This is a genomic window from Nitratireductor basaltis (assembly GCF_000733725.1).
In the GTDB taxonomy this organism is placed as follows: Bacteria; Pseudomonadota; Alphaproteobacteria; order Rhizobiales; family Rhizobiaceae; genus Chelativorans; species Chelativorans basaltis.
This window is the reverse complement of sequence record NZ_JMQM01000002.1, coordinates 665457-692018: the sequence shown is the minus strand read 5'-3', so window position 1 is coordinate 692018 and position 26562 is coordinate 665457. Positions and strand designations below refer to the sequence as shown.

27 protein-coding genes and 1 tRNA gene are annotated in these 26562 nt (G+C 60.1%); 17 read left to right on the top strand and 11 right to left on the bottom strand.

What is annotated here, in order from left to right; translation table 11 throughout:
- The first annotated feature begins 41 nt into the window (after positions 1-41).
- Together EL18_RS15755 and EL18_RS15750 are read left to right on the top strand one after the other, a co-directional pair.
- A complete protein-coding gene (locus tag EL18_RS15755; protein ID WP_036486271.1) occupies positions 42-1457 on the top strand; it encodes a lipopolysaccharide biosynthesis protein in 1416 nt (471 codons plus the stop codon).
- On the top strand, positions 1451-2731 hold the full coding sequence (locus EL18_RS15750) for a GNAT family N-acetyltransferase (RefSeq protein WP_036486269.1): 1281 nt from the start codon (positions 1451-1453) through the stop codon (positions 2729-2731). The genes EL18_RS15755 and EL18_RS15750 overlap by 7 nt, the downstream gene beginning before the upstream one ends.
- Before the next feature lie 8 nt (positions 2732-2739).
- Here EL18_RS15750 and EL18_RS15745 read toward each other — a convergent pair whose 3' ends face one another.
- Both EL18_RS15745 and EL18_RS15740 read right to left on the bottom strand, forming a co-directional pair.
- Positions 2740-4386, bottom strand: coding sequence for an acyl-CoA synthetase (locus EL18_RS15745; RefSeq protein ID WP_036486267.1), 1647 nt, complete (start codon positions 4384-4386; stop codon positions 2740-2742).
- 137 nt (positions 4387-4523) lie between these two features.
- Positions 4524-4608 (bottom strand) — tRNA-Leu (locus tag EL18_RS15740).
- 207 nt (positions 4609-4815) lie between these two features.
- Between EL18_RS15740 and EL18_RS15735 the strand changes: the two genes are divergently transcribed.
- The gene (locus EL18_RS15735) at positions 4816-5397 is read left to right on the top strand and encodes a YqaA family protein (protein WP_036486557.1); all 582 of its coding nucleotides are present in this window, start codon (positions 4816-4818) and stop codon (positions 5395-5397) included.
- 19 nt (positions 5398-5416) lie between these two features.
- Positions 5417-5935 carry a disulfide bond formation protein B gene (locus tag EL18_RS15730; protein ID WP_036486265.1) on the top strand — a complete coding sequence of 173 codons (519 nt, stop codon included), beginning with the start codon at positions 5417-5419 and terminating at the stop codon, positions 5933-5935.
- 10 nt (positions 5936-5945) lie between these two features.
- Here the strand turns inward: EL18_RS15730 and EL18_RS15725 are convergent, their stop codons facing one another.
- The gene (locus EL18_RS15725; protein ID WP_036486261.1) at positions 5946-6503 is read right to left on the bottom strand and encodes an HNH endonuclease; all 558 of its coding nucleotides are present in this window, start codon (positions 6501-6503) and stop codon (positions 5946-5948) included.
- 134 nt (positions 6504-6637) lie between these two features.
- Positions 6638-7291, bottom strand: a complete 654-nt coding sequence (locus EL18_RS15720) for a DNA-3-methyladenine glycosylase family protein (protein ID WP_036486258.1) — start codon at positions 7289-7291, stop codon at positions 6638-6640.
- 79 nt (positions 7292-7370) lie between these two features.
- On the opposite strand from EL18_RS15720, the gene gluQRS reads away from it, so the two are divergent.
- Entirely contained in the window at positions 7371-8264 is an 894-nt protein-coding gene (gene gluQRS, locus EL18_RS15715) for a tRNA glutamyl-Q(34) synthetase GluQRS (RefSeq protein WP_036486256.1), read from the top strand.
- A gap of 48 nt (positions 8265-8312) precedes the next feature.
- Positions 8313-9023, top strand: a complete 711-nt coding sequence (locus EL18_RS15710) for a membrane protein (RefSeq protein ID WP_036486254.1) — start codon at positions 8313-8315, stop codon at positions 9021-9023.
- A 10-nt stretch (positions 9024-9033) separates the two neighbouring features.
- On the opposite strand, the gene EL18_RS15705 is transcribed toward EL18_RS15710, so the two are convergent.
- Positions 9034-9324: a hypothetical protein gene (locus EL18_RS15705; RefSeq protein ID WP_036486252.1), complete on the bottom strand. Its 291-nt coding sequence runs from the start codon at positions 9322-9324 to the stop codon at positions 9034-9036.
- Between the two features lie 133 nt (positions 9325-9457).
- On the opposite strand from EL18_RS15705, the gene EL18_RS15700 reads away from it, so the two are divergent.
- On the top strand, positions 9458-10348 hold the full coding sequence (locus EL18_RS15700) for a DMT family transporter (RefSeq protein ID WP_036486250.1): 891 nt from the start codon (positions 9458-9460) through the stop codon (positions 10346-10348).
- On the opposite strand, the gene EL18_RS15695 is transcribed toward EL18_RS15700, so the two are convergent.
- Positions 10315-11148 (bottom strand): YihY/virulence factor BrkB family protein, encoded by an 834-nt coding sequence (locus EL18_RS15695; RefSeq protein ID WP_036486555.1) that lies wholly within the window; start codon positions 11146-11148, stop codon positions 10315-10317. The two genes, EL18_RS15700 and EL18_RS15695, sit on opposite strands and share 34 nt — an antisense overlap.
- 110 nt (positions 11149-11258) lie before the next feature.
- On the opposite strand from EL18_RS15695, the gene EL18_RS15690 reads away from it, so the two are divergent.
- The 7 genes from EL18_RS15690 (at position 11259) to EL18_RS15660 (ending at position 16599) form a co-directional block, all read left to right on the top strand.
- Complete coding sequence (locus EL18_RS15690; protein ID WP_036486248.1) at positions 11259-12086, top strand: SDR family oxidoreductase; 828 nt, start codon at positions 11259-11261, stop codon at positions 12084-12086.
- 39 nt (positions 12087-12125) lie between these two features.
- Positions 12126-12323, top strand: a complete 198-nt coding sequence (locus tag EL18_RS15685) for a twin transmembrane helix small protein (RefSeq protein WP_036486246.1) — start codon at positions 12126-12128, stop codon at positions 12321-12323.
- Position 12324: 1 nt separating this feature from the next.
- Positions 12325-12900, top strand: a complete 576-nt coding sequence (locus tag EL18_RS15680) for a cob(I)yrinic acid a,c-diamide adenosyltransferase (RefSeq protein ID WP_036486243.1) — start codon at positions 12325-12327, stop codon at positions 12898-12900.
- 33 nt (positions 12901-12933) lie between these two features.
- On the top strand, positions 12934-13701 hold the full coding sequence (locus EL18_RS15675) for a rhomboid family intramembrane serine protease (protein WP_036486241.1): 768 nt from the start codon (positions 12934-12936) through the stop codon (positions 13699-13701).
- Positions 13702-13905: 204 nt separating this feature from the next.
- The gene (locus EL18_RS15670) at positions 13906-14655 is read left to right on the top strand and encodes an electron transfer flavoprotein subunit beta/FixA family protein (RefSeq protein ID WP_036486553.1); all 750 of its coding nucleotides are present in this window, start codon (positions 13906-13908) and stop codon (positions 14653-14655) included.
- A gap of 26 nt (positions 14656-14681) precedes the next feature.
- Positions 14682-15611, top strand: a complete 930-nt coding sequence (locus EL18_RS15665; RefSeq protein ID WP_036486238.1) for an electron transfer flavoprotein subunit alpha/FixB family protein — start codon at positions 14682-14684, stop codon at positions 15609-15611.
- 106 nt (positions 15612-15717) lie between these two features.
- Positions 15718-16599 carry a 3-hydroxybutyryl-CoA dehydrogenase gene (locus EL18_RS15660; RefSeq protein WP_036486551.1) on the top strand — a complete coding sequence of 294 codons (882 nt, stop codon included), beginning with the start codon at positions 15718-15720 and terminating at the stop codon, positions 16597-16599.
- Between the two features lie 27 nt (positions 16600-16626).
- Here the strand turns inward: EL18_RS15660 and EL18_RS15655 are convergent, their stop codons facing one another.
- The 3 genes from EL18_RS15655 to tlpA form a co-directional block, all read right to left on the bottom strand.
- Positions 16627-17421 carry a GGDEF domain-containing protein gene (locus tag EL18_RS15655; protein ID WP_036486235.1) on the bottom strand — a complete coding sequence of 265 codons (795 nt, stop codon included), beginning with the start codon at positions 17419-17421 and terminating at the stop codon, positions 16627-16629.
- A gap of 70 nt (positions 17422-17491) precedes the next feature.
- Positions 17492-19798 (bottom strand): acyl-CoA dehydrogenase, encoded by a 2307-nt coding sequence (locus EL18_RS15650; protein WP_036486231.1) that lies wholly within the window; start codon positions 19796-19798, stop codon positions 17492-17494.
- 111 nt (positions 19799-19909) lie between these two features.
- The gene (gene tlpA, locus EL18_RS15645; RefSeq protein WP_036486549.1) at positions 19910-20578 is read right to left on the bottom strand and encodes a thiol:disulfide interchange protein TlpA; all 669 of its coding nucleotides are present in this window, start codon (positions 20576-20578) and stop codon (positions 19910-19912) included.
- A gap of 32 nt (positions 20579-20610) precedes the next feature.
- Here tlpA and argH point away from each other — a divergent pair, with 32 nt between their 5' ends.
- The 3 genes from argH to lysA all read left to right on the top strand — a co-directional run bounded on the left by argH (position 20611) and on the right by lysA (position 23570).
- Complete coding sequence (gene argH / locus EL18_RS15640; protein WP_081871280.1) at positions 20611-22014, top strand: argininosuccinate lyase; 1404 nt, start codon at positions 20611-20613, stop codon at positions 22012-22014.
- Between the two features lie 73 nt (positions 22015-22087).
- On the top strand, positions 22088-22291 hold the full coding sequence (locus EL18_RS15635) for a lipoprotein (RefSeq protein ID WP_036486227.1): 204 nt from the start codon (positions 22088-22090) through the stop codon (positions 22289-22291).
- 13 nt (positions 22292-22304) lie between these two features.
- Positions 22305-23570, top strand: coding sequence for a diaminopimelate decarboxylase (lysA, locus tag EL18_RS15630; protein WP_036486225.1), 1266 nt, complete (start codon positions 22305-22307; stop codon positions 23568-23570).
- 4 nt (positions 23571-23574) lie between these two features.
- Here lysA and EL18_RS15625 read toward each other — a convergent pair whose 3' ends face one another.
- Both EL18_RS15625 and mdoH read right to left on the bottom strand, forming a co-directional pair.
- The gene (locus tag EL18_RS15625; protein WP_036486223.1) at positions 23575-24756 is read right to left on the bottom strand and encodes an OpgC family protein; all 1182 of its coding nucleotides are present in this window, start codon (positions 24754-24756) and stop codon (positions 23575-23577) included.
- Positions 24753-26561 (bottom strand): glucans biosynthesis glucosyltransferase MdoH, encoded by a 1809-nt coding sequence (gene mdoH / locus EL18_RS15620; protein ID WP_051914364.1) that lies wholly within the window; start codon positions 26559-26561, stop codon positions 24753-24755. The genes EL18_RS15625 and mdoH overlap by 4 nt, the downstream gene beginning before the upstream one ends.
- Between the last annotated feature and the right edge of the window lies 1 nt (position 26562).

Here is a 26562-nt window from a genome sequence, read left to right as displayed (position 1 = left end):
GCTACCTGCAGGTGGTATCGATTGGATTTGTGGGGGTTTGGGTGCGCTTTTCGGCAGCGACAACGGCTGAACGTTTCCTTCCGGAGCGGCTTGCTGCGCGCGCCTATCCTTTCGCACAACGTCTTGATGCCATGCTCGCCTCCGCCAATGGCAACGGCCAGGCCGGCCGGATGTCGCTCATAGCCTTCAGCCTGCGCATCATCAACGCGGTCATCGCCTTCGCAAGCCAGGTGCTCTTGGCGCGCTATATGGGCGGCTTCGAATACGGGATATTCGTGCTCGTCTGGGTGACGGTGATCATCCTGGGCAATATCAGCTGCCTTGGCTTTCACACCTCCGTGATACGCTTCATTCCGGAATACCGGGCAAAAAACATGTTCGGAGAGCTTCGGGGCATGGTGAATGCCAGCCGGATCTTCGTCCTGTTCTCCTCATCGGCATTCATGGCCGCTGGCTGGTTCGGGCTCTGGCTCTTCGAGGCACAGATCGAACGCTACTACATCCTGCCCTTCTATCTCGGCCTCGTCTGCCTGCCGATGATCGCGCTGGGCGACCAGCTGCAGGGCATTGCACGTGCCAATGCCTGGCCGCTTCTGGCGCTCGCGCCGACTTATGTGCTGCGCCCGGTGCTGCTGCTCCTGTTCCTCTTTGGGATCCATCTGGCTGGATACGAGCCGGACGCGGAAAACGCGGTTCTGGCAGCGATACTCGCGACGTGGCTCACCACCATCGCGCAAGCCATCGGCATGCGCGTTCAGCGCACCGAGAAGATCACCGAGCCGCAACGCTTCCGTATGAGCGACTGGGTTGCCGTCAGCCTGCCGATCTTTCTCGTCGAAAGCATCTTCTTCCTGCAGACCAATGCCGATGTGCTGATGGTTGGTCGCTACATGCAGCCGACAGATGTGGCAATCTACTATGCCGCGGTGAAGACGCTGGCGCTCGTCCACTTCGTCTATTTCGCTGTGAAAGCAGGCGTGGCACAGCGCTATGCCACTCTGATCCACGCCGGCGATCACGCAGCGCTCGCCCGCTTCGTGCGCCAGAGCGTGAACTGGACCTTCTGGCCATCGCTGGCTATGGGTCTCGTCGTTCTGGCGCTGGGCAAGCCGATTCTGATGCTGTTCGGCTCGGAATTCACGACCGCCTATCCACTTCTGCTGCTGCTCGTCGCAGCGGTTGTCGCGCGCGCATGTGTCGGCCCTGCAGAAAGCCTTCTCACCATGAGCGGGCAGCAGAATGCATGTGCGGGCATCTACGCATTCATGCTCGCACTGAATGTCACGCTCAACATGCTCCTGATCCCGCATTTCGGTCTGTGGGGGGCAGCCATTGCAACCTCGATCGCGATGCTTTGCGAGGCCCTGCTCCTGGCTGTCACCGTATACCGCAAGCTCGGACTTGCCATGCGCGCCTCCTGGCCGCGCGCCAGCACCAAGGAACTGGAAGAATGGTAGCCAAACCCATTATCGAAGAAACCGGCGGCAGCGCCTCTGGCCCGATGATCGGAACCTTTGCTGGCTTCGACATTGTCGGTGAAGGTGCCGAACTGGAACTTACGGCAAGCGAAAGACCAACTCGCCGTCTGGCGGTTTATCCAGCAACTGCCGGTTTCGATCTGGTCGAAGAGCTTGATTTTCTTGCCGCACGCGCCATCGAGTCGAACATCTTCTTCAACCCGCGCTTCCTCGCACCGGCCATGCCGCGCCTCGAAGACCGCGAAGTGCGCCTCGCCGTCATCCGCGACGGAAACGAGATCAAGAGCCGTCTGCGCCTCCTCGTGCCGTTCTCCGTCGAACGTCCCGCCATGGGGGTCGGCCCGTCCATCATGCGAACCTGGTCACACCCGTTCGGCCCACTGGGAACGCCGCTGGTGGATTGCGATGATCCCGCGGGCGTGGTGGAGGACTTCATCTCCATGCTCGCCCGTCCTCATCTGGGCTTGCCAAAGGTCCTGGTTCTGCCGGAAACACGGCTCGACGGTCCTTTCGCCGCGGTACTCCGCAGCGTTGCCGAAGCGCGCAACCTGCCGCTGGTCATGTCCAACAAGGTCGAGCGCCCGTTCCTCGAGAGCCATCTGGATGGTGACGACTATTTGCGCCAGAGCCTGCGCTCCCACCATTTCCGCGAATTCCGCCGTCTGCGTCGCAGGCTTGAGGAAAAGGGGAAGTTGGAATATCGCGTCGCGCGCCAACCGCAGGAGATCCGCGAAGGCATCGAGGCGTTTCTGACACTCGAAGCTTCCGGCTGGAAGGGACGGGAACGCACGGCCATGGCAGTCGACCGCTTCCGGGCTGCCTTTGCGCGTGAAGCCGTGGACCGGCTTGCCGAGCGCGGCCTCTGCCGCATTCACATGCTGACGCTGGACGATCAGCCCATCGCCTGCCTTGTCGTCTTCATCGAATCCGGCATCGCCTATACGTGGAAGACCGCTTACGACGAGAACTATGCAAGCTACTCACCCGGCACACTTCTGATGATCGACGTCACGCGCAATCATCTTGATGACCCGAACATCATCGCGACCGACTCCTGCGCCGTCCCCGATCATCCGGTGATGAGCCGCCTTTGGAGCGAGCGCCGCAGCATCGGCACATTCGTCATCGGTCTTGTTCCGGGTACTGAAAAGGCAGCACATCAGGCGGCGACCAATATCCGTTTCCACCGCGAGGCACGAAACACGCTGCGCATCCTTCGAAACCGCATGCGGCGCATGCTGCGTCGAAGCTGAGCTGAGGTTCAGCCGGTCTGCGCTTCCTCGACCTCCCTGCGCGCCTTTTCCCTGAAGGTGCGGCGGATCACCTTGCCGGTGGTGGTGAGCGGGATTTCGTCCACGAATTCCAGCTCGCGGGGATATTCGTGCGCCGACAACCGTTCGCGCACCCATAGCCGGATCTCATCGGCCAGTTCGGCGGAAGGCGCATGACCCTTGTTGGTAACGATATAGGCTTTCACAATCTCGGTACGCAGCGGATCGGGCTTGCCCACGGCAACGGCGAGAGACACCGCCGGATGCGCCGCGATACAATCCTCGATTTCCGACGGTCCGATGCGGTAGCCTGCAGACGTAATGACATCGTCGTCACGTCCGACGAAGTGAACATAACCATCTTCATCGAACATGCCCTGATCGCCGGTCGTCATCCAGTCACCGATGAACTTGCGACGGGTCGCGTCCTCGTTCTGCCAGTAACCGAGAAACATGACCGGGTCCGGCCGTCTTACGGCAATGTCGCCGGCCTCTCCAACAGGCAACTCATTGCCGTTTGCGTCGATGATCCCCACACGGTGACCCGGCACCGGTCGCCCGATCGCTCCGGCACGTGTCACACCAAGCGCAGCACAGGATGAGAGCACGATATTGCACTCGGTCTGGCCGTAGAATTCGTTGATAGTCAGCCCAAGTTCCCGCCGCGCCCACTCGTAGGTCTCGCGGCCCAGCGCCTCGCCGCCCGAAGCGACACTGCGGAGCGACAGCTTGAAGCGGCTGGAGATGTCCGGAACAGCCTTCAGCATGCGCAAGGCCGTTGGCGGGATAAAGGCGTTGCGTATCTGCATCCGCTCCAGGAGCGTCAACGCAGCCTCCGGATCGAAGCGCCCAAGCCTTGCCGCAACGACCGGCAAGCCGAAATAGAGCCCCGGAAGGACGATGTTCAAAAGCCCACCGGCCCATGCCCAGTCGGCTGGCGTCCAGAGCCGGTCGCCTCCCTGGGGCAAGAACTCATGGTGATACTGGACCCCGGGGATATGGCCCAACAAAACCCGGTGCCCGTGAAGCGCGCCCTTGGGCGGACCTGTGGTGCCTGAGGTGAAGATCATCAGGGCTGGGTCGTCGGGTGTGGTGGCCTCGGCCACGAAATTGGGAGAGGCGTCGGCGAGGTGGGGATAGAAGTCGTTCGACTCGCGGTTCCCTTCACTGACCGTAACAACCTGCCGAAGCTCGGGCAGAGCGTCGCGCAACGGCGCAAGCTTCTTCGCCCCTGTCAATGTTGCAACGACAAGCTTCGCCCCCGAACTCTGCAACCGATGCTCAAGCGCATCAGCACCGAAGAGCAGCGCGAGCGGCACGGCGACTGCACCAAGCTTGTAGATGGCAGCATGGGCGATGACAGTCTCGAAGCCCTGCGCCAGCAAAAGGCCGACCCGGTCCCCGCGCTCTATGCCAAGATTTCTCAGCACATTGGCAAAGCGGTTTGACTGTTCCGCCAGTGCACCGAAAGTAAGCGTCTGCGGCTCCCCGTCGGGCTGGTAGTCGAAAAGCGCGATACGATCCGGAAACTCCTCGGCCCACCGATCGCTGATCGCGGTGCCAATATTGAACCGGTCCGGAATCTTCCACTGGAAATCCCGATAGAGCGCCTCGTAGCTCTCCCGCCGCTCAAGCATGTTCAGCCTCCCAACCGAGCGCCGGCTTCCTCAAGCCGGCAGTCCGAGATTATGCACTCGCAACGGCAGGGTAAAGCAGGTCCAGGGCGCAAGCTCACGCAAAGGCGCTGTGGGATTTATGATGCGAAGGATAAGCTTGGTGCCCCTGGCCGGACTCGAACCAGCACTCCTTGCGGAAACCGATTTTGAGTCGGTCGCGTCTACCAATTCCGCCACAGGGGCCGCGCCATGATGGCGGCTGCTGCGGACTATACGAGCGCGCCTGCCCTCGTCAACCGCGTGATGCATGAGGCAACCGATTTTTATGAGCTCCATATCGATTTGGGACGCCGGCGCGCGCTGCGGCACCGGCACCTCTTGCATCGCCAGCCAGCATCGGGCATGCCGTTGCAACCGGTTTGGCCGGATGGATGGAGAACAGAGCCGCTCATGCTACGCAGACTCTACGACTACACCCTGTCACTTGCTGCAACGCGGCACGCGGAAAAGGCGCTTGCCAGTGTCTCCTTCATCGAAAGCTCCGTCTTTCCGATCCCGCCGGATGTTCTGCTTATTCCGATGGTGCTCTCCGAGCGCGCAAAATGGCTGCGCCACGCGCTGATCTGTACGATCGCTTCGGTTGCGGGCGCTCTTCTCGGCTACCTGATCGGCGCGTTTCTCTATGAAACCATTGGCGAACCCATCCTTGCCTTTTATGGCAAGGAGGACTCCTTCGAGAAGATAGCTGCATGGTACAATGACTGGGGCGGCTGGGGTGTTCTGTTCGCTGCCGTAACACCCTTCCCCTACAAGGTGTTGACCATCTTTTCCGGCGCGACGGGCCTGAGCCTGCCCGTCTTCATCATAGTGTCGATCATCGGGCGTGGCCTGCGCTTCTTCCTGGTCGCCTGGCTGCTCTACAGGTTCGGACCGCCCATCCGCATCTTCATCGAAAAGAATCTCGGCCTTCTTTTCACCGCCTTCATGGTTCTTCTGATCGGCGGTTTCGCGGCCATTCGATACGTGTTCTAGGCACTCCAGGGGATTTTGCATGACGACGCTCACGGCGCCAGCCGGCAAGACACAGACATTGGCCTCGGCCTTTCTTGCTGCCGCGATGGCGGCAACTGTCGGCACTGCGCTTGGTTTCCAGCATATTGGCGGCTACCTGCCCTGCAAATTGTGCCTCGAGCAGCGTCTTCCATACTATATCGGCGTACCTGTCATGCTGCTGGCGCTCGTTGCCGCGCTGATGAAGCTGCCCGGCGTGGTGACGCGCATACTCCTGCTTGCAGGTGGTCTATTGATGATCTGGGGGCTTGGTCTTGCTGTCTATCACGCGGGCGTGGAATGGGCCTTCTGGCCCGGACCTGCAGATTGCGGTGTGGGCTTTGCTCCTGCTGAGGGCAACAACCTTCTGGACCAGCTCAACGCAGTCGTTCCGCCGTCCTGTGATGTTGCAGCCGGGCGCTTTCTCGGCCTGTCATTCGCAGGCTGGAACGTGATCGCAAGCGCCATCCTCGCAACCATAGCGCTGAAAGCCGCCTTCACAGCACCTCGTCAGAACTGACTGGTCAGGCTCAGGGCTCCAGCTCGACATCCCAGTAGAGATAGTCCATCCAGCTTTCGTGCAGATAGTTCGGCGGGAAGGATCGGCCATTGTTATGCAGGTCCTGCACCGTCGGGCGGTACGGCTTCTGCTGCGGCCACATCTTCGCGTGGGATGGCATGGCTCCGCCCTTCTTCAAATTGCAGGGCGAGCAGGCGGCGACCACATTCTCCCACGAGGTGACACCGCCCAGGCGACGCGGGACCACATGGTCGAAGGTCAGGTCCTCCCGCGTCCCACAATACTGACACTGGAAGCGGTCGCGAAGAAACACGTTGAAGCGTGTGAAGGCCGGAAAGCGTGATGGCTTCACATAGGTCTTCAGGCTGACGACGCTTGGAATGCGCATCTGGAAAGATGGCGAAGAGACCTGGTGGTCATACTCCGCAACAATATTCACCCGGTCAAGGAATACGGCCTTGATGGCATCCTGCCACGACCACAGTGACAGAGGGTAATAACTGAGCGGCCTGTAATCCGCATTGAGCACCAGCGCGGGCATTCCGTCTGGCGAGACTGCGACCGTCACGTTCCCGAAGCTCCTTCGCAAGAAAGATCGATCGATGCGGATACTGTAAGCTGTGAGTGACAGGAATGTGAAGCAGTTATTCAACAAGATGATCCGGCAAATGACCCGGATTTACAGCTTTTGCGCCCGCATTCTTACGTAAAGGCAGGAAGCTTCGCCTCCCGTCCCTTCATCTCCCGGTAAAATGCCCAGAAAAGGCGCGCTGCAACCGATCTCCAGGGCCTCCATGATTCGGCCATTGCGGCCAATTCATCCGCCTTGGGACGCTCCTGCAGCTCGAAACAGGTCTGCACGGCCACCTGAAGCGCAACGTCGCCCGCTGGAAAGACATCGGCATGCCCTGCACAGGAAAGCAGATAGACCTGCGCGGACCACGGGCCGAGCCCCGGCAATGCCGTGATGGCCGCTATTGCATCTTCCGCGTCGCACGCACACAGCGCTTCAAGATCCAGCCCTCCCGACACGACAGATTGCGCCAGAGCGAGCAGTGCTTTCTGCTTCGCACGGGAGAGACCGGCCTGCACGAGAGCGGGTTCGCCTGCAGCAAGCACATTGCCAGCTTCCAGCGGCTCGATGAGCAGGCATAGCCGCCTCATGATTGCGCTGGCGCTGGCCAGGGACACCTGTTGTGACACGATGATTGATGCAAGACTTGTAAAACCCGCTGGACGAAGGCGCAGATCAACCTCTCCTGCCTGTTGGCGCACCCGCGCCAGTCTGGGATCAAGCACTTCCAACGCGTCCAGCCCGGTCGCAACATCCGCCAGCGTTTCAATACGAACAGGCACTGAACATTCCTCACTTGAGCTTCCGCGACTTAAACCCTAGCAACGTCTTCATGAGCGCACCAATCCGTTTTCATCCGCGATGACCAGACCCGTTTTCCGCTTCGCTCCCAGTCCCAACGGCGCGCTGCATTTGGGCCATGCCTTTTCCGCGCTTCTCAACGTTGCGATGGCCGAAGAGACTGGCGGGCGGCTTCTCCTGCGCATGGAAGACATAGACACCACGCGCTGCACGCCCGAACTGGAGGCGGCCATCCTGACGGATCTGGATTGGCTTGGCATGAACTACGAGTGCCCGTATCGCCGTCAGTCGGATCACTGGGACGATTACCAGGAGGCATTGGACCGGCTGATCGATGACGAGATAGTCTATCCCGCCTTCCTCACCCGTGGCGAAGTACGCCGTTACATAACCGCTCGCGAGGAGGAAGGGGAGGAGTGGCCACGTGATCCCGACGGCGCACCCTTGTTCCCCCCGCAGGACCGACAGCGTTCAGCCTCGGAACGCAAGTCCCTGATCGCCGACGGTCTGCCCTTCGCCTGGCGTCTGGATATGCAGGCAGCACTCGGTCACCTTCGCGCTCCCCTTCATTGGGAAGAGACAGGCGCCGGACCTTTCGGTGAAACCGGCACGATCCGTGCCGACCCGGCACAATGGGGCGATGTCGTTATCGCACGCAAGGAAACCCCGACCAGCTATCATCTCTCAGTCGTTGTCGATGATGCCTTGCAGGGGGTCACGCATGTGGTACGCGGACGCGACCTCTATCATGCCACTGCCGTTCACCGCCTGCTGCAGGAACTGATGGGGCTGGCGGTGCCCGAATATCATCATCATGACCTGATCCTTGGCGACGACGGGCGCAAATTGTCGAAGAGCGCCGGGGACACAAGCCTGCAAGCGCTTCGCCAGTCCGGTGCGACCCCGACAGACATCGCCCGGATGGTGGGATTGGAAACCGTCCGGAAAGCTTGATGCAGCCTATGGCCGGAACGTGAAGCCGCCTTCGGCAATTGTCGGACCATGACCGAAGCCACGATCCTGACATTTGCCTGCGCCCTGGCCTTCGCAGCGACCCATTATCTCGTTCCGAAGCTGCACTTCCTTTCCGCCGTTCCCCGCAGCCGCTGGCTTTCGCTTTCCGGCGGCGTTGCCGTGGCCTATGTGTTCATGCATCTCCTGCCGGAATTGGCCGAACATGAACGCGCTCTGGCCAAGGAGGGCCATCCTTCCGAAATACTCGTCTACGCACTCGCTATGAGCGGCTTGGCGGTATTCTATGGGCTTGAGCAATATGTTCAGACTGCCAAACGCTCGGAGTCCAGAATTGAAAGCGAGGCATTCTGGATCCATCTGGGAGCATTTGCGCTCTACAATGTCCTGATCGGATATTTTCTGCTGCATCGCGAGGAGGTGGGAATTGCCTCGCTCGCCATGTATTTCGTTGCGATGGCGCTGCATTTCGTCACCAACGATTTCGGCATGCATCAGCAGCATCGCAGCCTCTATGACAATAAGGGTCGATGGGTGCTCGCACTCGCTGTCCTGTCGGGCTGGCTCCTGGGCCAGCTGGTGGAATTGCCGGAAATCTGGTTGATCGCCACCTTCTCGTTTCTTGCAGGCAGCGTGGTTCTGAATGTTCTGAAGGAAGAGCTTCCCGAAGAACGTCAGAGCAGCTTCCTTGCCTTTGCCGGTGGACTGGCGCTCTACGCGACTTTGCTGGCAGCGCTCTAGTCGTATCCGTTCACGTCAGGCGGTTGGCCGCAGCCTTGACCAGGACGAGCAGAAAGAAAAGCGCGAAGCTTCCGACAAGGCCGGTCATCACCGACTCGGACAGGTTGGCCATCCGCACGCCGCGCTCATTCATCCAGTAGATCGCGCCGAAAAAACCAACAGTGATGATGACGGCATTCGGCACCGGTCCGTAGGCCGCATTGCCCAGGATGGCATCGAGTGCCATTGCCAGCATGTAGGACAGCAAAAGCACGGTCACGACCGCGAACATCAGCCAAGACGCGTCCAGTTTCATCAGCATTGTTCATGTCCCCTGCATTGCTGGGCCAGCGGCAGTCGGAATTCAGCACCATTGACATTAGGCGCAAAAACTTTCGGTTTCCTTGCAGTTTGATGCCGACTGATACGGCTTCTCGCCCAAAAGACAGGTCCTGATGCCCAGCCTCACCCGTTTCATCCCCGCGCTATTCGTCCTGTTATGGGCGACCGGCTTCATCGGTGCGCGCTATGCGATGCCCTGGGCAGAGCCTTTCACCTTCCTCTGGATACGCTTCGCGCTGTCGATAGGCCTGCTGCTGGTCATGGTGCCCTTCATGAAGCTGAAGCCGATGCCGCCGGCAACTGCCCTGCACGCGGCATTCGCTGGCATTCTCATGCACGGCATCTATCTGGGCGGTGTGTTCTGGGCGGTTCGGCGGGGACTGCCCGCGGGGCTTGCGGGCCTGATCGTTGGCCTCCAACCGATGCTGACAGCCATAATTGCAGGGCTCTTTATCGGCGAACATATCACGCGCCGCCACTGGGCAGGATTGGCCGTTGGACTTCTCGGTGTTGCCATCGTGCTGTCACCGAAGCTGGGCGACATCGGCAGCGGCGTCACCATCACGACAGTCAGTGCAGGGCTTGCAGCCGTGATCGCGATGAGCGTAGGCACGGTATGGCAGAAGCGCTTCGTCAAAGGCACGGATCTGGTCTCCACAACCCTTTGCCAGTATGTCGGCGGTCTGGTGCTGACCCTTCCCTTTGCCTTCTTGTTTGAAAGCGGACGCTTCGTTCTGACGGGTGAACTCGTCTTCGCGATGGTCTGGCTTGTCCTTGTCCTGTCCCTTGGCGCCATCTTCCTCCTGATGGTGCTCATCGAAAAAGGAGAAGTGGCGCGCGTGGCATCCCTGTTCTACCTCGTGCCGGCAGTGACGGCGGTGATGGCCTATGTCCTTTTTGGCGAAACGCTCACCTTCGCTCAGATCATCGGGATAGGAATCACGAGCTTCGGCGTCGCACTCGCTACGCTTCAGCCCCGGCCCGCGGCGCGAATGGCACGATAGCGCATGATGGCCGCATTGAGCTCACCACCGAGAATAAAGATCACCGAGACGATATAGAGGAAGACCACGGCCACCATGATCGAGGCCAGCCCGGCATAGGTATTGGCATAGCTGGAAAAACGGCTGAGATAGGCCGCGAACAATGTGGACGCGCCAATCCATGCGGCGAGGGTGAAGACGAGACCTGGCAGGATGTCGACGAGCCTGCGCTTGCCGGCCGGCAACCACAGATGCACCGTCACCAGCGCCAGCACCAGAACGCTGACAGCAATCAGATAGCGCCACAGCGTGATCGTGCCCGTATAGGGCGCAAGCCAGTCGATCCGATCGGCCGCGAACTGCGCTGCGATCGGCACTGCGACAAGAAGCAGGCTGATGGCGAAAAACCCCGCCGCAGCTACCAGCACAAAACCAAGGCTCTGAGCCCGCCGATAGATGATGGAACGCCGTTCCGCCACGCGGTAAGCCCTGTTCAGCGACAGACGCAGTGCTTCCACCCCGTTGGAGGCAAAAACGCCTGCAACCACCACACCGAATGTAAGAACGCCGCCGCGTCGAACGCCAAGAACATTCACCACCTCTTTGGCTATCGGCTCGGCAACCTCTTTCGGCCAGGTGTCGAAGACGATGTGGACTGCTGTCTCGGAAAACGCATCCGCACCCAGAAAACTGGCAAGCGCGGTGGCGAAAATCAGAAAGGGGAATATGGCCAGCAATGCACTGAGCGCGAGATGGCTGGCCATGGCCCAGCCGTCATCGGCATCGAAGTGGCCATAGGCATCGCCGATGACACGCCGCATGGCGAGAAATTTTGGCACCCTCGCGCGCTCCAGTTTGTTTCGCTTGAACGAATATGTGAAACCGTCTTCCTTATAGACAACCACCGAACAATGAAAATTGCCGGACGATCATGGAAAAAAGCATCATTGTCACCGGAGCATCTTCCGGCATCGGCGCTTATTGTGCCCGCGCATTGAAGGCTGACGGCTGGCGCGTTTTCGCAACCGCGCGGAAACCGGAAGATCTTGATGCGCTCAAGGCAGACGGTATCGAGGCACTGTATCTCGACTATACCGAGCCAGAATCCATCTCGACCCTGGTTGCCGAAGTGCTGTCACGCACCGATGGCAGGCTTGATGCGCTATACAACAATGGCGCCTATGCCCAGCCCGGCGCCGTGGAAGACCTGCCCGTCGATGCCCTGCGCCTGCAATTCGAGGCAAATTTCTTCGGCTGGCATGACCTGACCCGCAGGATCATCCCCGTCATGCGTGCACAGCGGCATGGGCGCATCGTGCACTGCTCATCCATCCTTGGCCTCGTGCCGGTCATGTATCGCGGGGCCTATGTCGCCTCCAAACACGCGCTGGAAGGATTGATGCTGTGCCAGCGGCAGGAGCTGGAAGGCAGCGGCATTCATGTCTCGCTGATTGAACCGGGTCCGATTGCCTCACGCTTTGCCAATAACGGGCTCCAATGGTTCGAGAAGAACATCGACCGGGAAAATTCCGCCCATCGGGATCAGTATGAAGCGCAGCTCAATCGCCTGAAGCAGGGCGGAACGAGGTCGCGCATGAAATTGGGGCCGGAAGCCGTCCATGCGGTATTGCGCCACGCGCTTCTTTCACAAAAGCCCCGCCCGCACTATCTGGTAACTTGGCCCGCAAGGATCGGAGCCGGGCTCAAGCGCCTGCTGCCTGCCGATCGTCTCTATCGTTTTCTCGCCCGACAGGCCTGACCTGCTGCGGGAAAGCCTGCAGCACAAGGAAATCACCTGATGTCCACGCTCTTCAACATTCTTTCGATCCTCGTCATGGTGGCGGTGGTATTCGTGCTCATTCGAGGCCTCATCAACATGATGCGCGGCGGCTCGGGAAACACCTCGAACAAGCTGATGCAGGCGCGCGTCGCCCTCCAGTTCGTTGCGGTGATCTTCATCGTGCTCGCCCTCTACTACGCGAAGTCCCAGAGCTGACATGGTCAAGCTGAACAAGATCTACACCCGCACCGGCGATGACGGCACGACTGGCCTTGCCACAGGCAAACGACGCCTGAAGTCGGATTTGCGGGTGGAGGCCTATGGCACCATCGACGAGGCGAATGCCGCGATCGGCCTTGCCCGCCTTCACACGCAAGGCAGCGACATTGATGGAATGCTGGAGCGTATCCAGAATGATCTGTTCGACCTTGGCGCCGACCTCTCCACGCCCGAAACGGGTGAAGCGTTGAAATGGGAGCCGCTGCGCATTGTCGATGCCCAGGTGGAGCGCCTGGAACATGATATCGATACGTTGAACGCATCCCTTGAGCCGCTGCGCTCCTTCGTCCTGCCTGCCGGTTCACCAGCCTCGGCCAATCTCCATCTCGCCCGTACCATCGCCAGGCGGGCAGAGCGTCTGATGGTGGCGCTTGCAGTTGATGACAGCGAGGTCGTCAACCCTGCAGCCTTGAAATACATCAACCGCGTTTCCGACTTCCTGTTCGTCGCCGCGCGCAGCCTCAATGACAATGGCAACGCAGACGTGTTATGGAAGCCGGGTGAAAATCGATGAATTGACCCGGCGGGGCACCGGGGGAGGTCCCGCATGTTTATACCGCTTCACGACGCCAACCAGCTTCGCCATATCAAGCGCCAATATGTGACGCTTAGCATCATTGCGTTGAATGTTTTCGCCTGGCTCGCCACCTCGCTTGGCGGCGCGGATTTCGCCCAGGCAACAGTCATCGGCCTCGGCTATATTCCCTCTGTCGCCTATGACATTGCCTATCTGTCGCCCGAGTTGGAGCTCGTGCCCGCCCCCCTCACCTATGTCACCTACGCCTTTTTGCACGCAGACCTTCTGCATCTGGGCGGCAACATGCTGTTCCTCTGGGTCTTTGGCGACAATATCGAGGATGCGCTGGGGCATGCCCGTTTTCTCGTCTTCTACCTTGCCTGCGCAATCGCCGGCGCTGCCTTCCACGGCATAGTCGTGCCGGAATCCCAGTCTCCACTGATCGGCGCATCGGGCGCTGTCGCCGGCATCGTGGCCGCCTATCTGGTGCTGCATCCGCGCGTGAAGCTTTGGGTTCTGGCCTTTTCGCGCATTCCGCTGAGGGTGCCTGCCTGGACGGCGCTGGCTCTCTGGATCCTCTATCAATTCGCCATGTTCGGCCTCGACCGTGAGAATCAGGTCTCCTGGGCAGCCCATATCGGCGGCATATTGGCGGGCGCGGTTCTGGTGGTCATACTGCGCCGGAAGACCGTGCCCCTGCTCGACAAGCGCATCCAGACGCCAGACGCGGCAAAGCTGGAAAACGAGATTGCCCCACAGGAAGTGGAGCCCCATGCACCGCGGCCCTGGGGGCGCTAATCGATTAGGAACGCTTGTGCGCTTCGTCCTGTATTGACGTGCGCGTCAATGCTCTCTAGGTTCCCGCCGACTTACGGCATCTGCGGCTATCCGCGGGAGGGAGATGCCCCGGTTTCCCCTCCTTCGAAATCCGCTAAACGAGTGCGATGGCAGGCCCGCAAACCTGTCTCAGCGACCTGAAATTCGTCAGAAAGGTGAATGCGCATGAAAGTCCTTGTTCCGGTAAAGCGGGTCATAGACGCGAATGTGAAGCCGCGCGTTAAGGCAGACGGCTCCGGCGTCGAACTGGCCAATGTGAAAATGGCCATGAACCCCTTCTGCGAAATCGCTGTCGAAGAAGCGATCCGCATGAAAGAGGCCGGCAAGGTCACCGAGATCGTGGCCGTATCCATCGGACCCAAGCAGGCTCAGGAAACACTGCGCACCGCCCTTGCAATGGGTGCGGACCGCGCCATCCTCGTCCAGACCGACGAGACCGTCGAGCCGCTGGATGTCGCCAAGATCCTCAAGGGCGTTGCCGATGAGGAAAAGCCGGAAATGGTGATCCTCGGCAAGCAAGCAATCGACGATGACTCCAACCAGACGGGTCAGATGCTCGCAGCACTTCTCGGCTGGTCGCAGGGCACCTTCGCCTCGGAAGTGGAGATTGGCGAAGGTTCGGTGAAGGTCACCCGCGAAGTCGATGGCGGTCTGCAGGTCGTGGACCTGAAGCTTCCCGCAATCGTCACCACGGATCTGCGTCTCAATCAGCCGCGCTACGCCTCGCTGCCCAACATCATGAAGGCGAAGAAGAAGCCGCTCGACGAAAAGACCCCGGGCGATTTCGGCGTCGAGGTCAAGGCGCGCCTCAAGGTGCTCAAGACCGAGGAACCGGCCGGCCGCAAGGCAGGCGTGAAGGTGGGCTCCGTCGCCGAACTGGTCGACAAGCTCAAGAACGAAGCCGGCGTGCTTTGATCAGCGGTCAGAAAGGATACTGAAACATGGCAATTCTTCTCATCGCCGAACACGACAACCAGTCGCTTTCCGACCAGACGGCAAAGGCGCTTGCCGCTGCTGCCAAGATCGGCTCAGACATCGACATTCTGGTGGCCGGCAAAGATGCTTCCGCTGCAGCCGACGCTGCCGCCAAGCTTGAAGGCGTTCGCAAGGTTCTTCTCGCCGATAGTGACGCTCTTGCAGAGCGTCTGGCAGAGCCGCTGGCAGCGACCATTCTTGGCCTCGCCGACGGCTATGACGCATTTGTCGCTCCGGCTACCACCACCGGCAAGAATGTCATGCCGCGCGTGGCAGCACTTCTCGACGTGATGCAGATTTCCGACATCATGGAAGTCGTGGACGAAAAGACCTTCAAGCGTCCGATCTATGCCGGCAACGCCGTGCAGACGGTTGAATCGACCGACGCCAAGCGTGTCATCACCGTGCGCACCTCTTCCTTCTCCGCTGCAGGCGAAGGCGGCTCCGCAACGGTTGAGAAGGTCGATGCAGCAGCCGATCCGGCTGTCTCCAGCTTCGTCGAAAATCGCATCGAGGAAAGCGATCGTCCGGAGCTGACCTCTGCGAAGGTCATCATCTCCGGCGGCCGCGCCTTGGGTTCCGCCGAGAAGTTCGAGGAAGTCATCCTGCCGGTGGCCGACAAGCTCGGTGCTGCAGTCGGCGCCAGCCGCGCAGCCGTCGACGCAGGCTACGCGCCCAATGACTGGCAGGTCGGTCAGACCGGCAAGGTGGTCGCGCCTGATCTTTACATTGCCTGCGGCATATCCGGTGCCATCCAGCATCTGGCTGGCATGAAGGACTCCAAGGTGATCGTTGCCATCAACAAGGACGAGGAAGCTCCGATCTTCCAGGTCGCCGATTACGGTCTCGTGGCAGACCTCTTCGAGGCTCTTCCGGAGCTTGAAAAGTCGCTGTAATCTGCGACTTCTGAATTGATGATAATGGCGGGGTAGACGGAACTATCCCGCCATTTTAGTTTGCGCTGCAACAATACCGGCAATGGCCAGGATGGGGTTCACGAAGATGACGGCGAGGATCGAAACTGTTGGCGTGATCGGAGCGGGGCAGATGGGCAGCGGTATTGCCCATGTCTGCGCAGCATCCGGCTTCAAGGTAAAGCTGTATGATCTCTCAGCTGAGCGCATCGAGGCTGGGATCGCCACCATCAGCGGCAACATGGCCCGGCAGGTATCTTCCGGCAAGCTGAAGGACGAGGATCGTCAGGACGCTCTCAAGCGCATCAATCCTGCACACAAGATGGAAGATCTCGCCGATGCGGACCTGGTCATCGAGGCTGCCACCGAAGACGAGACCATCAAGCGCAAGATCTTCGCGCAGCTTTGCCCGGTTCTGAACCCGGAGGCCCTGGTCGCTTCCAACACCTCATCCATCTCCATCACGCGCCTTGCTGCACAGACGGATCGACCGGAGCGCTTCATCGGCATCCATTTCATGAACCCGGTGCCGGTGATGAAGCTGGTAGAGCTGGTGCGCGGCATTGCAACGGAAGACACCACTTTCGAGACTGCCCGCGACTTCGTGGAACGTCTCGACAAAACCATCACCGTTGCCGAGGATTTCCCCGCCTTCATCGTCAACCGCATCCTGCTGCCGATGATCAATGAGGCGATCTACACGCTTTACGAAGGCGTTGGCACGGTCGAGGCCATCGACACGGCCATGAAGCTTGGTGCGAACCACCCTATGGGTCCATTGCAGCTTGCAGATTTCATCGGTCTGGATACCTGCCTGTCAATCATGCAGGTGCTCTATGAAGGTCTGGCGGATTCGAAATACCGCCCCTGCCCGCTGCTGGTGAAATATGTCGAGGCCGGATGGTTGGGCCGCAAGGCCGGTCGTGGATTCTACGATTATCGCGGCGAGCATCCAGTTCCCACGCGATAGGGGTCGCGCAGGCGCCGCATTGGCAGCCTAGTGCAGTGATATCACTCCTGCCGGTGCCGCCTGATTGATCAGGGCATATTGCACCCGGTTGCGACCGGCTTCCTTTGCCTTGTAAAGCCGCTCGTCGGCGAGCCGGAACAGCTCGGAGAAATCGACCTGCCGGGCAAATGTGGCGCAACCCACGCTAACCGTCAGCGGGCAAGGCTGACCTTTTGGCATGAAGCTCAGGTTGCAGATGGCGGAGCGGATGCGCTCTGCAACAATCCGCGCAACTTCCTCATTTGCGTTGGGCAGGAAAACGCCGAATTCCTCGCCCCCCAACCGTCCCACGAGATCGTCACGGCGTACGGTCGAGCGGATGGCCGTGGCAATGCTCTTCAGCGCCACATCGCCTTCATGATGGCCAAACGTGTCGTTGATCTTCTTGAAATGGTCCGCGTCGATGACGAGTAGTGCGCCACGCGGCTGATCTTCATCGCTCTTTTTGTTCAGGTGGTTTTCAACCTGGGCAGAGAATGAGCCACGGTTGAGGCAGCCTGTCAGGAAGTCGGTTGCCGCAGCTTCCTTGAGCTTGTGATTGGCTACCGCCAGTTCCCGCAGCTTGAGGCTGAGATAGAAAAAAAGCGGGCCTGCGAGGATTATCGGATTGATGACCGCTGAGATCACCGCACGCCAAAGCGTCTGCTCGCCAAAACCGGCGAAAAGGCCCAGATTGATTGCCGTCGCGGGAATGATGCAGCTCAGGGGTCCCAAAGTCGTCCAGAGGAACAGCTTTTTTCGTCCCCGCGAGGACATACCACGCAGCGTTGCGATCAACCTCATACTCATTCCCCCAAATGATCGTTCAGACTAGATGCTGAATCTGAACAATCCGTATATGGCGGAATGGGCGCTACTCGGCAGCTTCCGAAACTGACTTTTTCCGCGGCGGAGCCCGGCGCGCAGGTTTCTTTGCCGGCGTCTTTTTCTGATGCTGGGCCGCCAGAGGCGAAACCTCTTCCATGGGAAATGAATCAACCGCCACTACGCGCTCCACCGTCTGGCGCGCCGTAAGAACACGATAAGCCTCTCCGGCCGAAAGCACCCCGGCTTCGCGTGCACGGGCAACGTCGCTGATTTTCGCTTCGCGCATCTTCTTCTCCAGCGGCGCAACTTCCGTGACCAGCCTGAATGCCTCTTCCAGATCCTTCAGCGGATGCTCCGCATGGCCCTCGCCAAGGTAGAGATCGGGCGTCAGCCTCTCTCGCTGCGCACCAGGCTTCATCAGCATGTTGGCGACCTGGATTGTCAAACGGTCGGATGCAACCGGATCGGGAACACCCCCGGGGAAAGCGATGATGCGTACCAGAATGGCTGCCCAGCGCGCGGGAAGATTGTCCAGAACACCCCTGAAGGCTTTGCCAATACGCCCCTCGCCCTGCTCCATGATGAAGTCGACAAGCGGACGATCCTCATCCGGTCGCCCTTCATCCTCGAACCGCTTCAGGACACAGGCAAGCAGATAAAGCTCCGACAGAATGTCGCCCAGACGTGCTGAAAGAAGCTCCTTGCGCTTCAGGGACCCGCCAAGCGTGAGAAGTGACAGGTCCGAGAGGAGCGCGAAAGCTGCCGAATAGCGCGACAGGCGCTTCCAGTGGCGGCTCATGGCTCCCTTTGAGGGTGCAGGCCCGATATGGCCACCGCTCCAGCCGCGAATGAATGCACGTCCGGCGGTTTTCAGCGCATGTCCCACATGCTTCCAGAAGGCCTTGTCGAACTTGTCGAGACCGCCCTTCTTGTCTTTATCAGACAGGGCCAGAAGTTCTTCGAGCATATAGGGGTGGGAACGTATCGCACCCTGACCGAAGATCATCAGATTGCGTGTCAGGATGTTCGCACCCTCGACTGTGATCCCGATGGGCACGGACCGATAGGCCGAACCGAGATAGTTGCGCGGCCCGTCGATGATCGCCTTGCCGCCATGAATGTCCATCGCGTGCTCGATCGAACGGCGCATGCGCTCGGTGGCGTGATATTTCATGATTGCCGAGATGACCGACGGCTTGTGGCCCTGGTCGAGCGCGGCCAGGGTGGCCCGTCGTGCAGCATCGATCAGATACGCATTGGCCGCAATCTCGGCGAGTGGGCCCTGAATGCCCTCGAACATACCGATCGGCATGTTGAACTGGGTACGCACACGGGCATAGGCACCCGTGGCCCGCGCACACACGGCTGCGGACGCCGCCGACTGGGACGGAAGGGAGATGCTGCGTCCGGCTGCAAGCGCAGTCATGAGCATGGTCCAGCCCTGACCGATCTGCTTCTCACCGCCCAGGATGCGGTCGAGCGGCACAAAGACGTCCTTGCCGTAAAGCGGACCGTTCTGGAAAAAGGTGAACTGCGGAATATGCCGCTCTCCGTGGCTGACGCCGGGCGTGTCCGTCGGCAACAGCGCAACCGTAATACCGAGATCCTCTCCCCGACCGAGATGATTCTCCGGATCATGCATCTGGAACGCCAGTCCCATCACGGTCGCGACAGGCCCGAGAGTGATGTAGCGCTTGTGGAAGTTGAGGCGAATGCCTAGCACTTCCTTGCCCTCGAAGGTGCCATATTCGACAACACCCGTATCCGTCATGGCTGCAGCATCGGAACCTGCGGCAGGCGATGTCAGGCCAAAGCAGGGAATTTCCCGGCCGTCGGCAAGGCGCGGCAGCCAATATTGGCGCTGCTCATCCGTGCCGAAATGCATCAGGAGTTCGCCGGGACCAAGCGAGTTCGGCACCATAACCGTGACGCCAGCAACGACGCTGGTGGAAGAGAGCGTGCGCACGACTTCCGAATGGGCAGTGTTGGAGAAGCCAAGCCCGCCAAATTCCTTCGGAATGATCATGCCGAAGAACTTGTTCTTGCGCATGAAATCCCACACTTCCGGCGGCAGGTCGCGGTCGTGCCAGTTCAGCTTCCAGTCATCGACCATGGCGCAAAGTTCGCGCACCGGCCCGTCCATGAAAGCCTGCTCTTCCGGCGACAGCTTCGCCGGCGGCATGGAAAGGAATTCATCCCAATCGGGGTTGCCCGTAAAAAGCGCGCCGTCCCACCAGACCGTGCCCGCATCGATCGCTTCTCGCTCGGTCTGCGAGATTGGCGGCATGATCGAGGAGGCCCACCCATAGATTGTTTTGGTAAGCCGATCACGACGGAAGCTGTGGAATCCCATAGAAGACTGCCTTTCTGCGTCTACCCCGGTGGTAGCCTATTACACAATGGCGCCGGTTGCGACGGGTTCCCCTACTTCCACCACCAGAAAGTGATCAAAGAGACGTAGCCCTCATTCTGGTGGCTGGAGTGCGTGGCGGATAAGCGCCTTTGCGTCTTCGCTCGCCCATTCCGCAGGGCCGTTCATCTGAGCAATGGCACAGCCATCCTCGTCCACGAGAACGGTGACAGGCAGCCCGAGACCGATGCCCTTGCGCTTGAGATCATTGAACACACCCATGGAATTGTCCCGATAGAAATTCAGCGCCTCGATGCCGATTTCGTCCAGAAAGTTCTTGGGCTTGTCGATATCGCCGCGATCAACGCTGATGGCGACAACCTCGAACTGATCCGACCCCATGTCCTTCTGCAACACGTCAAGTGCCGGCATTTCCTCGCGGCAGGGTGCGCACCACGTTGCCCAGAGATTGACCAGAAGCACCTTTCCCGACATGTCGGCAATCGAAGTCTGCTTCCCGGCAGGGCCCTCGAATGTCAGATCGCGAACCGATTGCGGAGTGTCCGAGGGCAGCATCGCCGCGACATCTCCGACCGCATATTCTTTGAGCCCCGCAGCTCGCGGAGCCTTTGCGGCACAGACTGGACCTGTGCCATTGGCTGCTGACTGGTTGCCATTGGCCTCACCCATCACGTATACGGCGATGATCCCGGCCACGACGCCTGCGAGTGCGGCGAGTACGACGAGGCGAATGGCCGGCAAGTTCAGTTTCGTGTTCGACATATTCATTCAACTCCAAACATCCGGCTATCATGATGACGCAAGACAAAAGCAGCAACCGCATGTGGGGAGGGCGTTTTGCCTCAGGGCCGGATGCGGTCATGGAAGCGATCAACGCATCCATCTCATTCGACAAGAAGCTCTACGCACAGGACATCCGTGGCAGCATCGCTCATTCAGCCATGCTTGCCAAAGCGGGCATCATTTCGGCTGAGGACGTCAAACAAATTCACGAAGGCTTGAACACGATTCTCGCCGAGATCGAGGACGGAACCTTCGAGTTCTCCACGCGCCTGGAAGACATCCACATGAATGTCGAAGCGCGCCTTGCCGAACTGATTGGCCCGGCGGCCGGTCGCCTCCATACCGCGCGCTCGCGCAACGACCAGGTGGCCACCGATTTCCGCCTTTGGGTGAAGGAAGAACTGCAGCGCGTGGAAGAGGCTCTCACCGGCCTGCTGAGCGCGTTCCTGAAGCGTGCGGAAGAACACGCCGACACCGTCATGCCCGGCTTCACGCATCTTCAGACCGCCCAGCCCGTCACCTTCGGCCATCATCTGATGGCTTATGTCGAGATGTTCGGCCGCGACCGCAGCCGCGTGCGCGATGCACTTGAGCGCATCGACGAATGCCCGCTCGGCACCGCCGCACTCGCAGGAACGGGTTTCCCCATCGACCGCCACATGACGGCAGAAGCGCTCGGTTTCCGCGAGCCAACCCGAAACTCGATTGACACCGTGTCGGACCGTGATTTCGCGCTGGAATTCATGTCGGTGGCGTCGATCTGCGGCATGCATCTGTCGCGCCTGGCGGAAGAAATCGTCATCTGGTCCACACCGCAATTCGGCTTTATCCGCCTGTCGGACTCCTTCTCCACCGGCTCTTCCATCATGCCGCAAAAGAAGAACCCGGACGCTGCCGAGTTGATCCGCGCGAAGACGGGCCGCATCAACGGCAATCTGATCGGGCTGTTGACGGTCATGAAAGGCCTGCCGCTCGCCTATTCCAAGGACATGCAGGAAGACAAGGAAAGCGTGTTCGACGCAGCTGAAACGCTGGACCTCATGCTTGCGGCAATGACCGGCATGATCGGCGATCTGCAGGTGAATGCCGACGCTATGGCTGCAGCGGCAGGCAGCGGCTACTCCACCGCGACCGACCTGGCCGACTGGCTGGTCCGTGAAGCGGGCCTGCCCTTCCGCGAAGCGCATCACGTCACCGGACGTGCCGTCGCCCTGGCGGAGGAGCGCAAGGCGCAGCTTGGCGATCTTCCGCTTGATGACCTGAAGGAAATCAACCCAGCCATTACCGACGATGTCTATTCGGTGCTGACGGTTGAGAAATCGGTCGCAAGCCGCACCTCCTTTGGTGGCACCGCCCCCGAACGCGTGCGCGAACAGGTCGCCTACTGGAAAGACCGCCTGTCTCGGGACGTTTGAGCAAAGGGCGCGACTTTGCGCCCGCACTCACCGGTGCTATGAACACCACACGCATCTGAAGGGATCACCATCCATGCTGGCTCGCGCCTCTGCCCTGCTTCTCGCTTTTCTTGTGGCCTCCGCTTTCAGCGCATGCGGTCGCAAGGCACCGCTTGACACGCCCTATGAAGCCGCTGTGGAAGCGCGCAAGGAAGCAGAGCGAAATGACGAGCCGGTGCCAGCAGAACCGGCCAAGCCGGTCGAAGACCGCCCCTTCATACTCGACAGCCTGATCTGAAAGCCAAAGTCCAGTGAACCATTTCGAGTATCGTGACGGCATCCTCCATGCCGAAGACGTTTCCGTACCGCAGATTGCTGAGGCTGTCGGCACTCCGTTCTACTGCTACTCCACGGCTACCCTGACGCGACACTACACCGTCTTCAAGGACGCGCTTGCCGGACTGGACTCGCTCGTCTGCTACGCGATGAAGGCAAATTCAAACCAGGCCGTTCTCAAGACGCTGGCCGCCCTCGGTTCAGGCGCCGACGTCGTCTCCGAAGGCGAACTGCGCCGTGCGCTGAAGGCAGGCATACCGGCTGAGAAGATCCTGTTTTCAGGCGTCGGCAAGACCATCCGCGAGATCGACTTCGCATTGGAAGCAGGCATCCTCTGCTTCAATGTCGAATCGCTGCCTGAACTGGAGGTTCTGTCGACCCGTGCGGTTGCGCTGGGAAAAGAGGCGCCGGTTTCGCTGCGCATCAATCCTGACGTCGATGCGAAGACCCACAAGAAGATCTCGACCGGCAAGTCGGAAAACAAGTTCGGCATTCCATGGAAGGATGCTCGTGCGGCCTATGCGCGTGCCGCCGAACTGCCCGGCCTGAAGGTAACCGGCATCGACATGCATATCGGCAGCCAGATCACCGAGCTGCAGCCTTTCGATGATGCCTTTGCGCTGCTGACCGAACTCACCGAAACCTTGCGTCAGGACGGCCACGAGATCGAGCATGTCGATCTGGGTGGCGGTCTGGGCGTGCCCTATCATGAGGACAATCAGCCTCCGCCCCTGCCCGCAGCCTATGCGGAAGTCGTGCATCGCCACATGCGACGTCTCGGACTGAAGGTCATCTTCGAGCCGGGCCGTCTCATTGCGGCCAATGCAGGCATTCTGGTCAGCGAAGTCATCTATGTGAAGCACGGCGACGGGAAGAACTTCGTCATCGTGGACGCTGCGATGAATGACCTCATACGTCCGACGCTCTATGAGGCCTATCACGGCATTCGCCCTGTCCGCGAAGCGGCGGCAGGCGGCAAGCGGCTGAAGGCCGACATTGTCGGCCCCGTCTGCGAAACCGGCGATTTTCTTGCTCAGGATCGCGATCTGCCGGCGCTGAAGGCAGGTGACCTCGTGGCTGTCGGCTCGGCTGGGGCCTACGGAGCCGTGCAATCAGGCACATATAATTCGCGCCTGCTCGTGCCAGAGGTGCTGGTGAAGGGCGACCGTTTCCACGTGATCCGGCCGCGTCTCACCTATGATGATCTGATCGCTCTCGATTCGCTGCCGGACTGGTTTTAGCCGATCAGGCCGGAGCGAGCGGCTGCTTGCCCGGCTCCTTCGCATCGCGCAATGCCGCATGCGAAGCGGCATCACGCCGCTTCTTACCCTTGTCGGAGATCGCCGACAAACCCGCCGCGACAAGATACTGCACAAGCAGCCCGGCCAGTAGCAGCGCACCATCCTGTGCGATGTTCGTCTCCATCCCGACCCGGACGACCTGCAGTCCCATTGCAAGCACCGATCCCGTCGCGAAGACCGCAAGTCCGTTCTGCCCCATCAATGCGACAGGTTGGAACATGGACGAGGACATCAGCCGTGTCACTGTCGGCAGGTTTGTCACGACATAGGCCAAGGCCAGCACATGCAGCAGTCGGGGCAGCGACTCATAGGTCTTGTCGAAGCCCGCAACGTAGTAAGGCAGGAACGACCGCCCCGGCAGCCCCCCCATGCGCAACTTCATCCAGACAAGCGAGAAGGCGAGAAAGCCCGCGGCCAGCCAGAAGAGCCAGCGCCGGTAGGGCACGAATGCCTCACCCTTGATCATCCCCAGCCCGCCTGCAATGCCGAAGGCATAAACGAGCTGCCAGGAAAACGGATTGAAGAACCAGCCGCCGGGATTGGGATAGTTCGGGAGGTTCAACCGGAAATGTCCGGCAGCAAGCCAGATGACGACAGCCATGCCGATCATGGCCAGTCGGCTCCTCAACCCAACCATGATGTAGATCGGCGACAGGATGAGCAGCACGAAATAGAGTGGCAATATGTTGAAATAGCCGATCTGGTGGCCGAGTGTCGGCAGCCCGATCATGGCTTCCAGAGGCTGGTCCAGAAGCCGCGTGAAGTTCACGCGCTTGACCATCTCATGCGCATCGAGGAACAGGAAACCGGCAGCAATGATCCCGATGGCGATGACGGATGTCACGAGATGCGTCACATAGAGCGTTCCCGCCCGCCGCCACACTCGCAGCACCCCGTCACCGATGGCACCGCGCATGAAGCCCCGGGAATAGGCAAGCCCGACCGCAATCCCCGACATCAGCACGAACCCTTCCGCGGCATCGGAAAACCCGAAATTGCGCGAGGTAAAGTGCTCGTAAAAATTACCCGGCACGTGGTTGATGAAGATCGTGATCAGGGCCAGACCACGAAACACGTCGAGGCGCAAATCACGGCCGCCGCTGCCGGCTATGATGGGACCACTCATGCCCCGCTCCTCTCGCGTATGGCCTTCTCGGCGGATATGGCCACACCTAGTGGCGATGGCGCCTTGGTCGACGCAACGTCACTCATGTTGCGCCAGCGGCTCAAAACCTGTTCCTGATCATGTATCACGCCGGCCTGCACCCGCTCGCGCGAGGGCTCGAAAAGGCCGATCCTGTTCATCCAGCCGGCAGGCGCGTGAGACGTGGCGGCAATCAGCAGCGGAGCGAAAACCTGCGGCCCTGCAACGAGCAGCACCCAGATGAGGTAATCGGGCGCAAGGCGATAGGTCGCGCCAATGGTCATCAGACCGATCACGACAATCCACCAGCTTCCCGTCCAGGCTTCCTGAAGGCTCACGCGCCCAGCCTCGCGATCAGCCGAAGGCCAGCCGCCGTCGGCTCCCGACAGAACCTGCAGAACGGCGCGCGTCTGGAACAGCATCATGACGGGCGCGAGCAGGCTTGTGCAGACGATTTCCACCGCCACACTCAATGCCGTGCGCAGACTGCCACCGAATTCGTGGTTTCTGCGCGTGGCCACGCCATCAAGGACAACCATCAGTTTCGGACCGATCAGGAGACCAAAGACGCCGGTCAGGAGCGCAATCGCGACCGCCTGCTCCACATGAGGGAAGACCGGAAGATGACCGGGTTCGGGGAAGTAGTCCGGCACGACGGATAGCGCGGGCGCCACGATGCTTGCTGCGAGAAAGAGCGCCCAAAGCGGTGCCGCCACATAGGCCATGATGCCCTGCAGGAAGACGAAACGGCTCCACCATTTGAGGCCCGGAGCAGCAACAAGGCGTCCGTGCTGCAGGTTTCCCTGGCACCACCTGCGATCGCGCTTGGCGAAATCCATAACATTGTCCGGGCCTTCTTCGAAGGAGCCGGAAAGATCCGGATCCACCCGCACCTTCCAGCCGCTGCGTGCAAGGAGCGCTGCCTCGACGTAATCATGGCTGAGTATGTGCCCGCCAAAGGGGGGCTTGCCGGGCAATTCCGGCAATCCGCAACTCTGCGCAAAGGCACGCGTCCGGGTGATGGCATTATGGCCCCAGAACGGCCCCTCGTCCCCCTGCAGCACGGAAAGACCGCGCGCATAGACGGGAGAATAATAGGAAGCGGAGAATTCGATTGCGCGCCCGAAGAATGAGCGTGAATGCATGATTTTCGGCAGTGTTTGCAGCAGTCCCAGCTGCGGCTCCGCCTCCATGCGCCGCACCATCTCGACCAGCGTGGCCCCTTCCATGAGGCTGTCGGCATCAAGGATCACAAGATACTCGTAAAGCGCGCCGGACCGGGTGATGAAGTCGGCGATATTGCCAGCCTTCTTGCCCGGATTGCTCTCGCGGCGCCGGTAGAAGATCTTCGCCTGCGGCACTTCACCCCGGAGACGCTCCAACCAGAAGCGCTCCTGATTGGCGATCGTGTCGTCGCGCGTGTCGGACAGAACTGCGAAATCGAAGCCTCCGAGTGCACCGAGCTTCTGCAGGCTTTTCGCCATCGCAGCGACATGGCTGAAGGTTTTCACCGGATCTTCGTTGTAGACCGGCACAAGGATTGCCGTGCGCACATGCTCGCGTGGCAGACTGGAGGGGATGTCGGTCCGGGGATTTGCCGAAAGCCCGTTGAAGGCGATCGAAGCGCCCCATGCGAGCCAGGCAGTGCTTAGCGCGAGCAAACCGATGCGCAGCAGGTCGATCCACTGAACGCCGTCGGCAAAATAATAGTCACCCGCCAGAAGACTGGCCGCAACGGATGTCACCAGCGCGAAAAGAAGCGAGATAGTGCGGCGAATTGGGGTCATC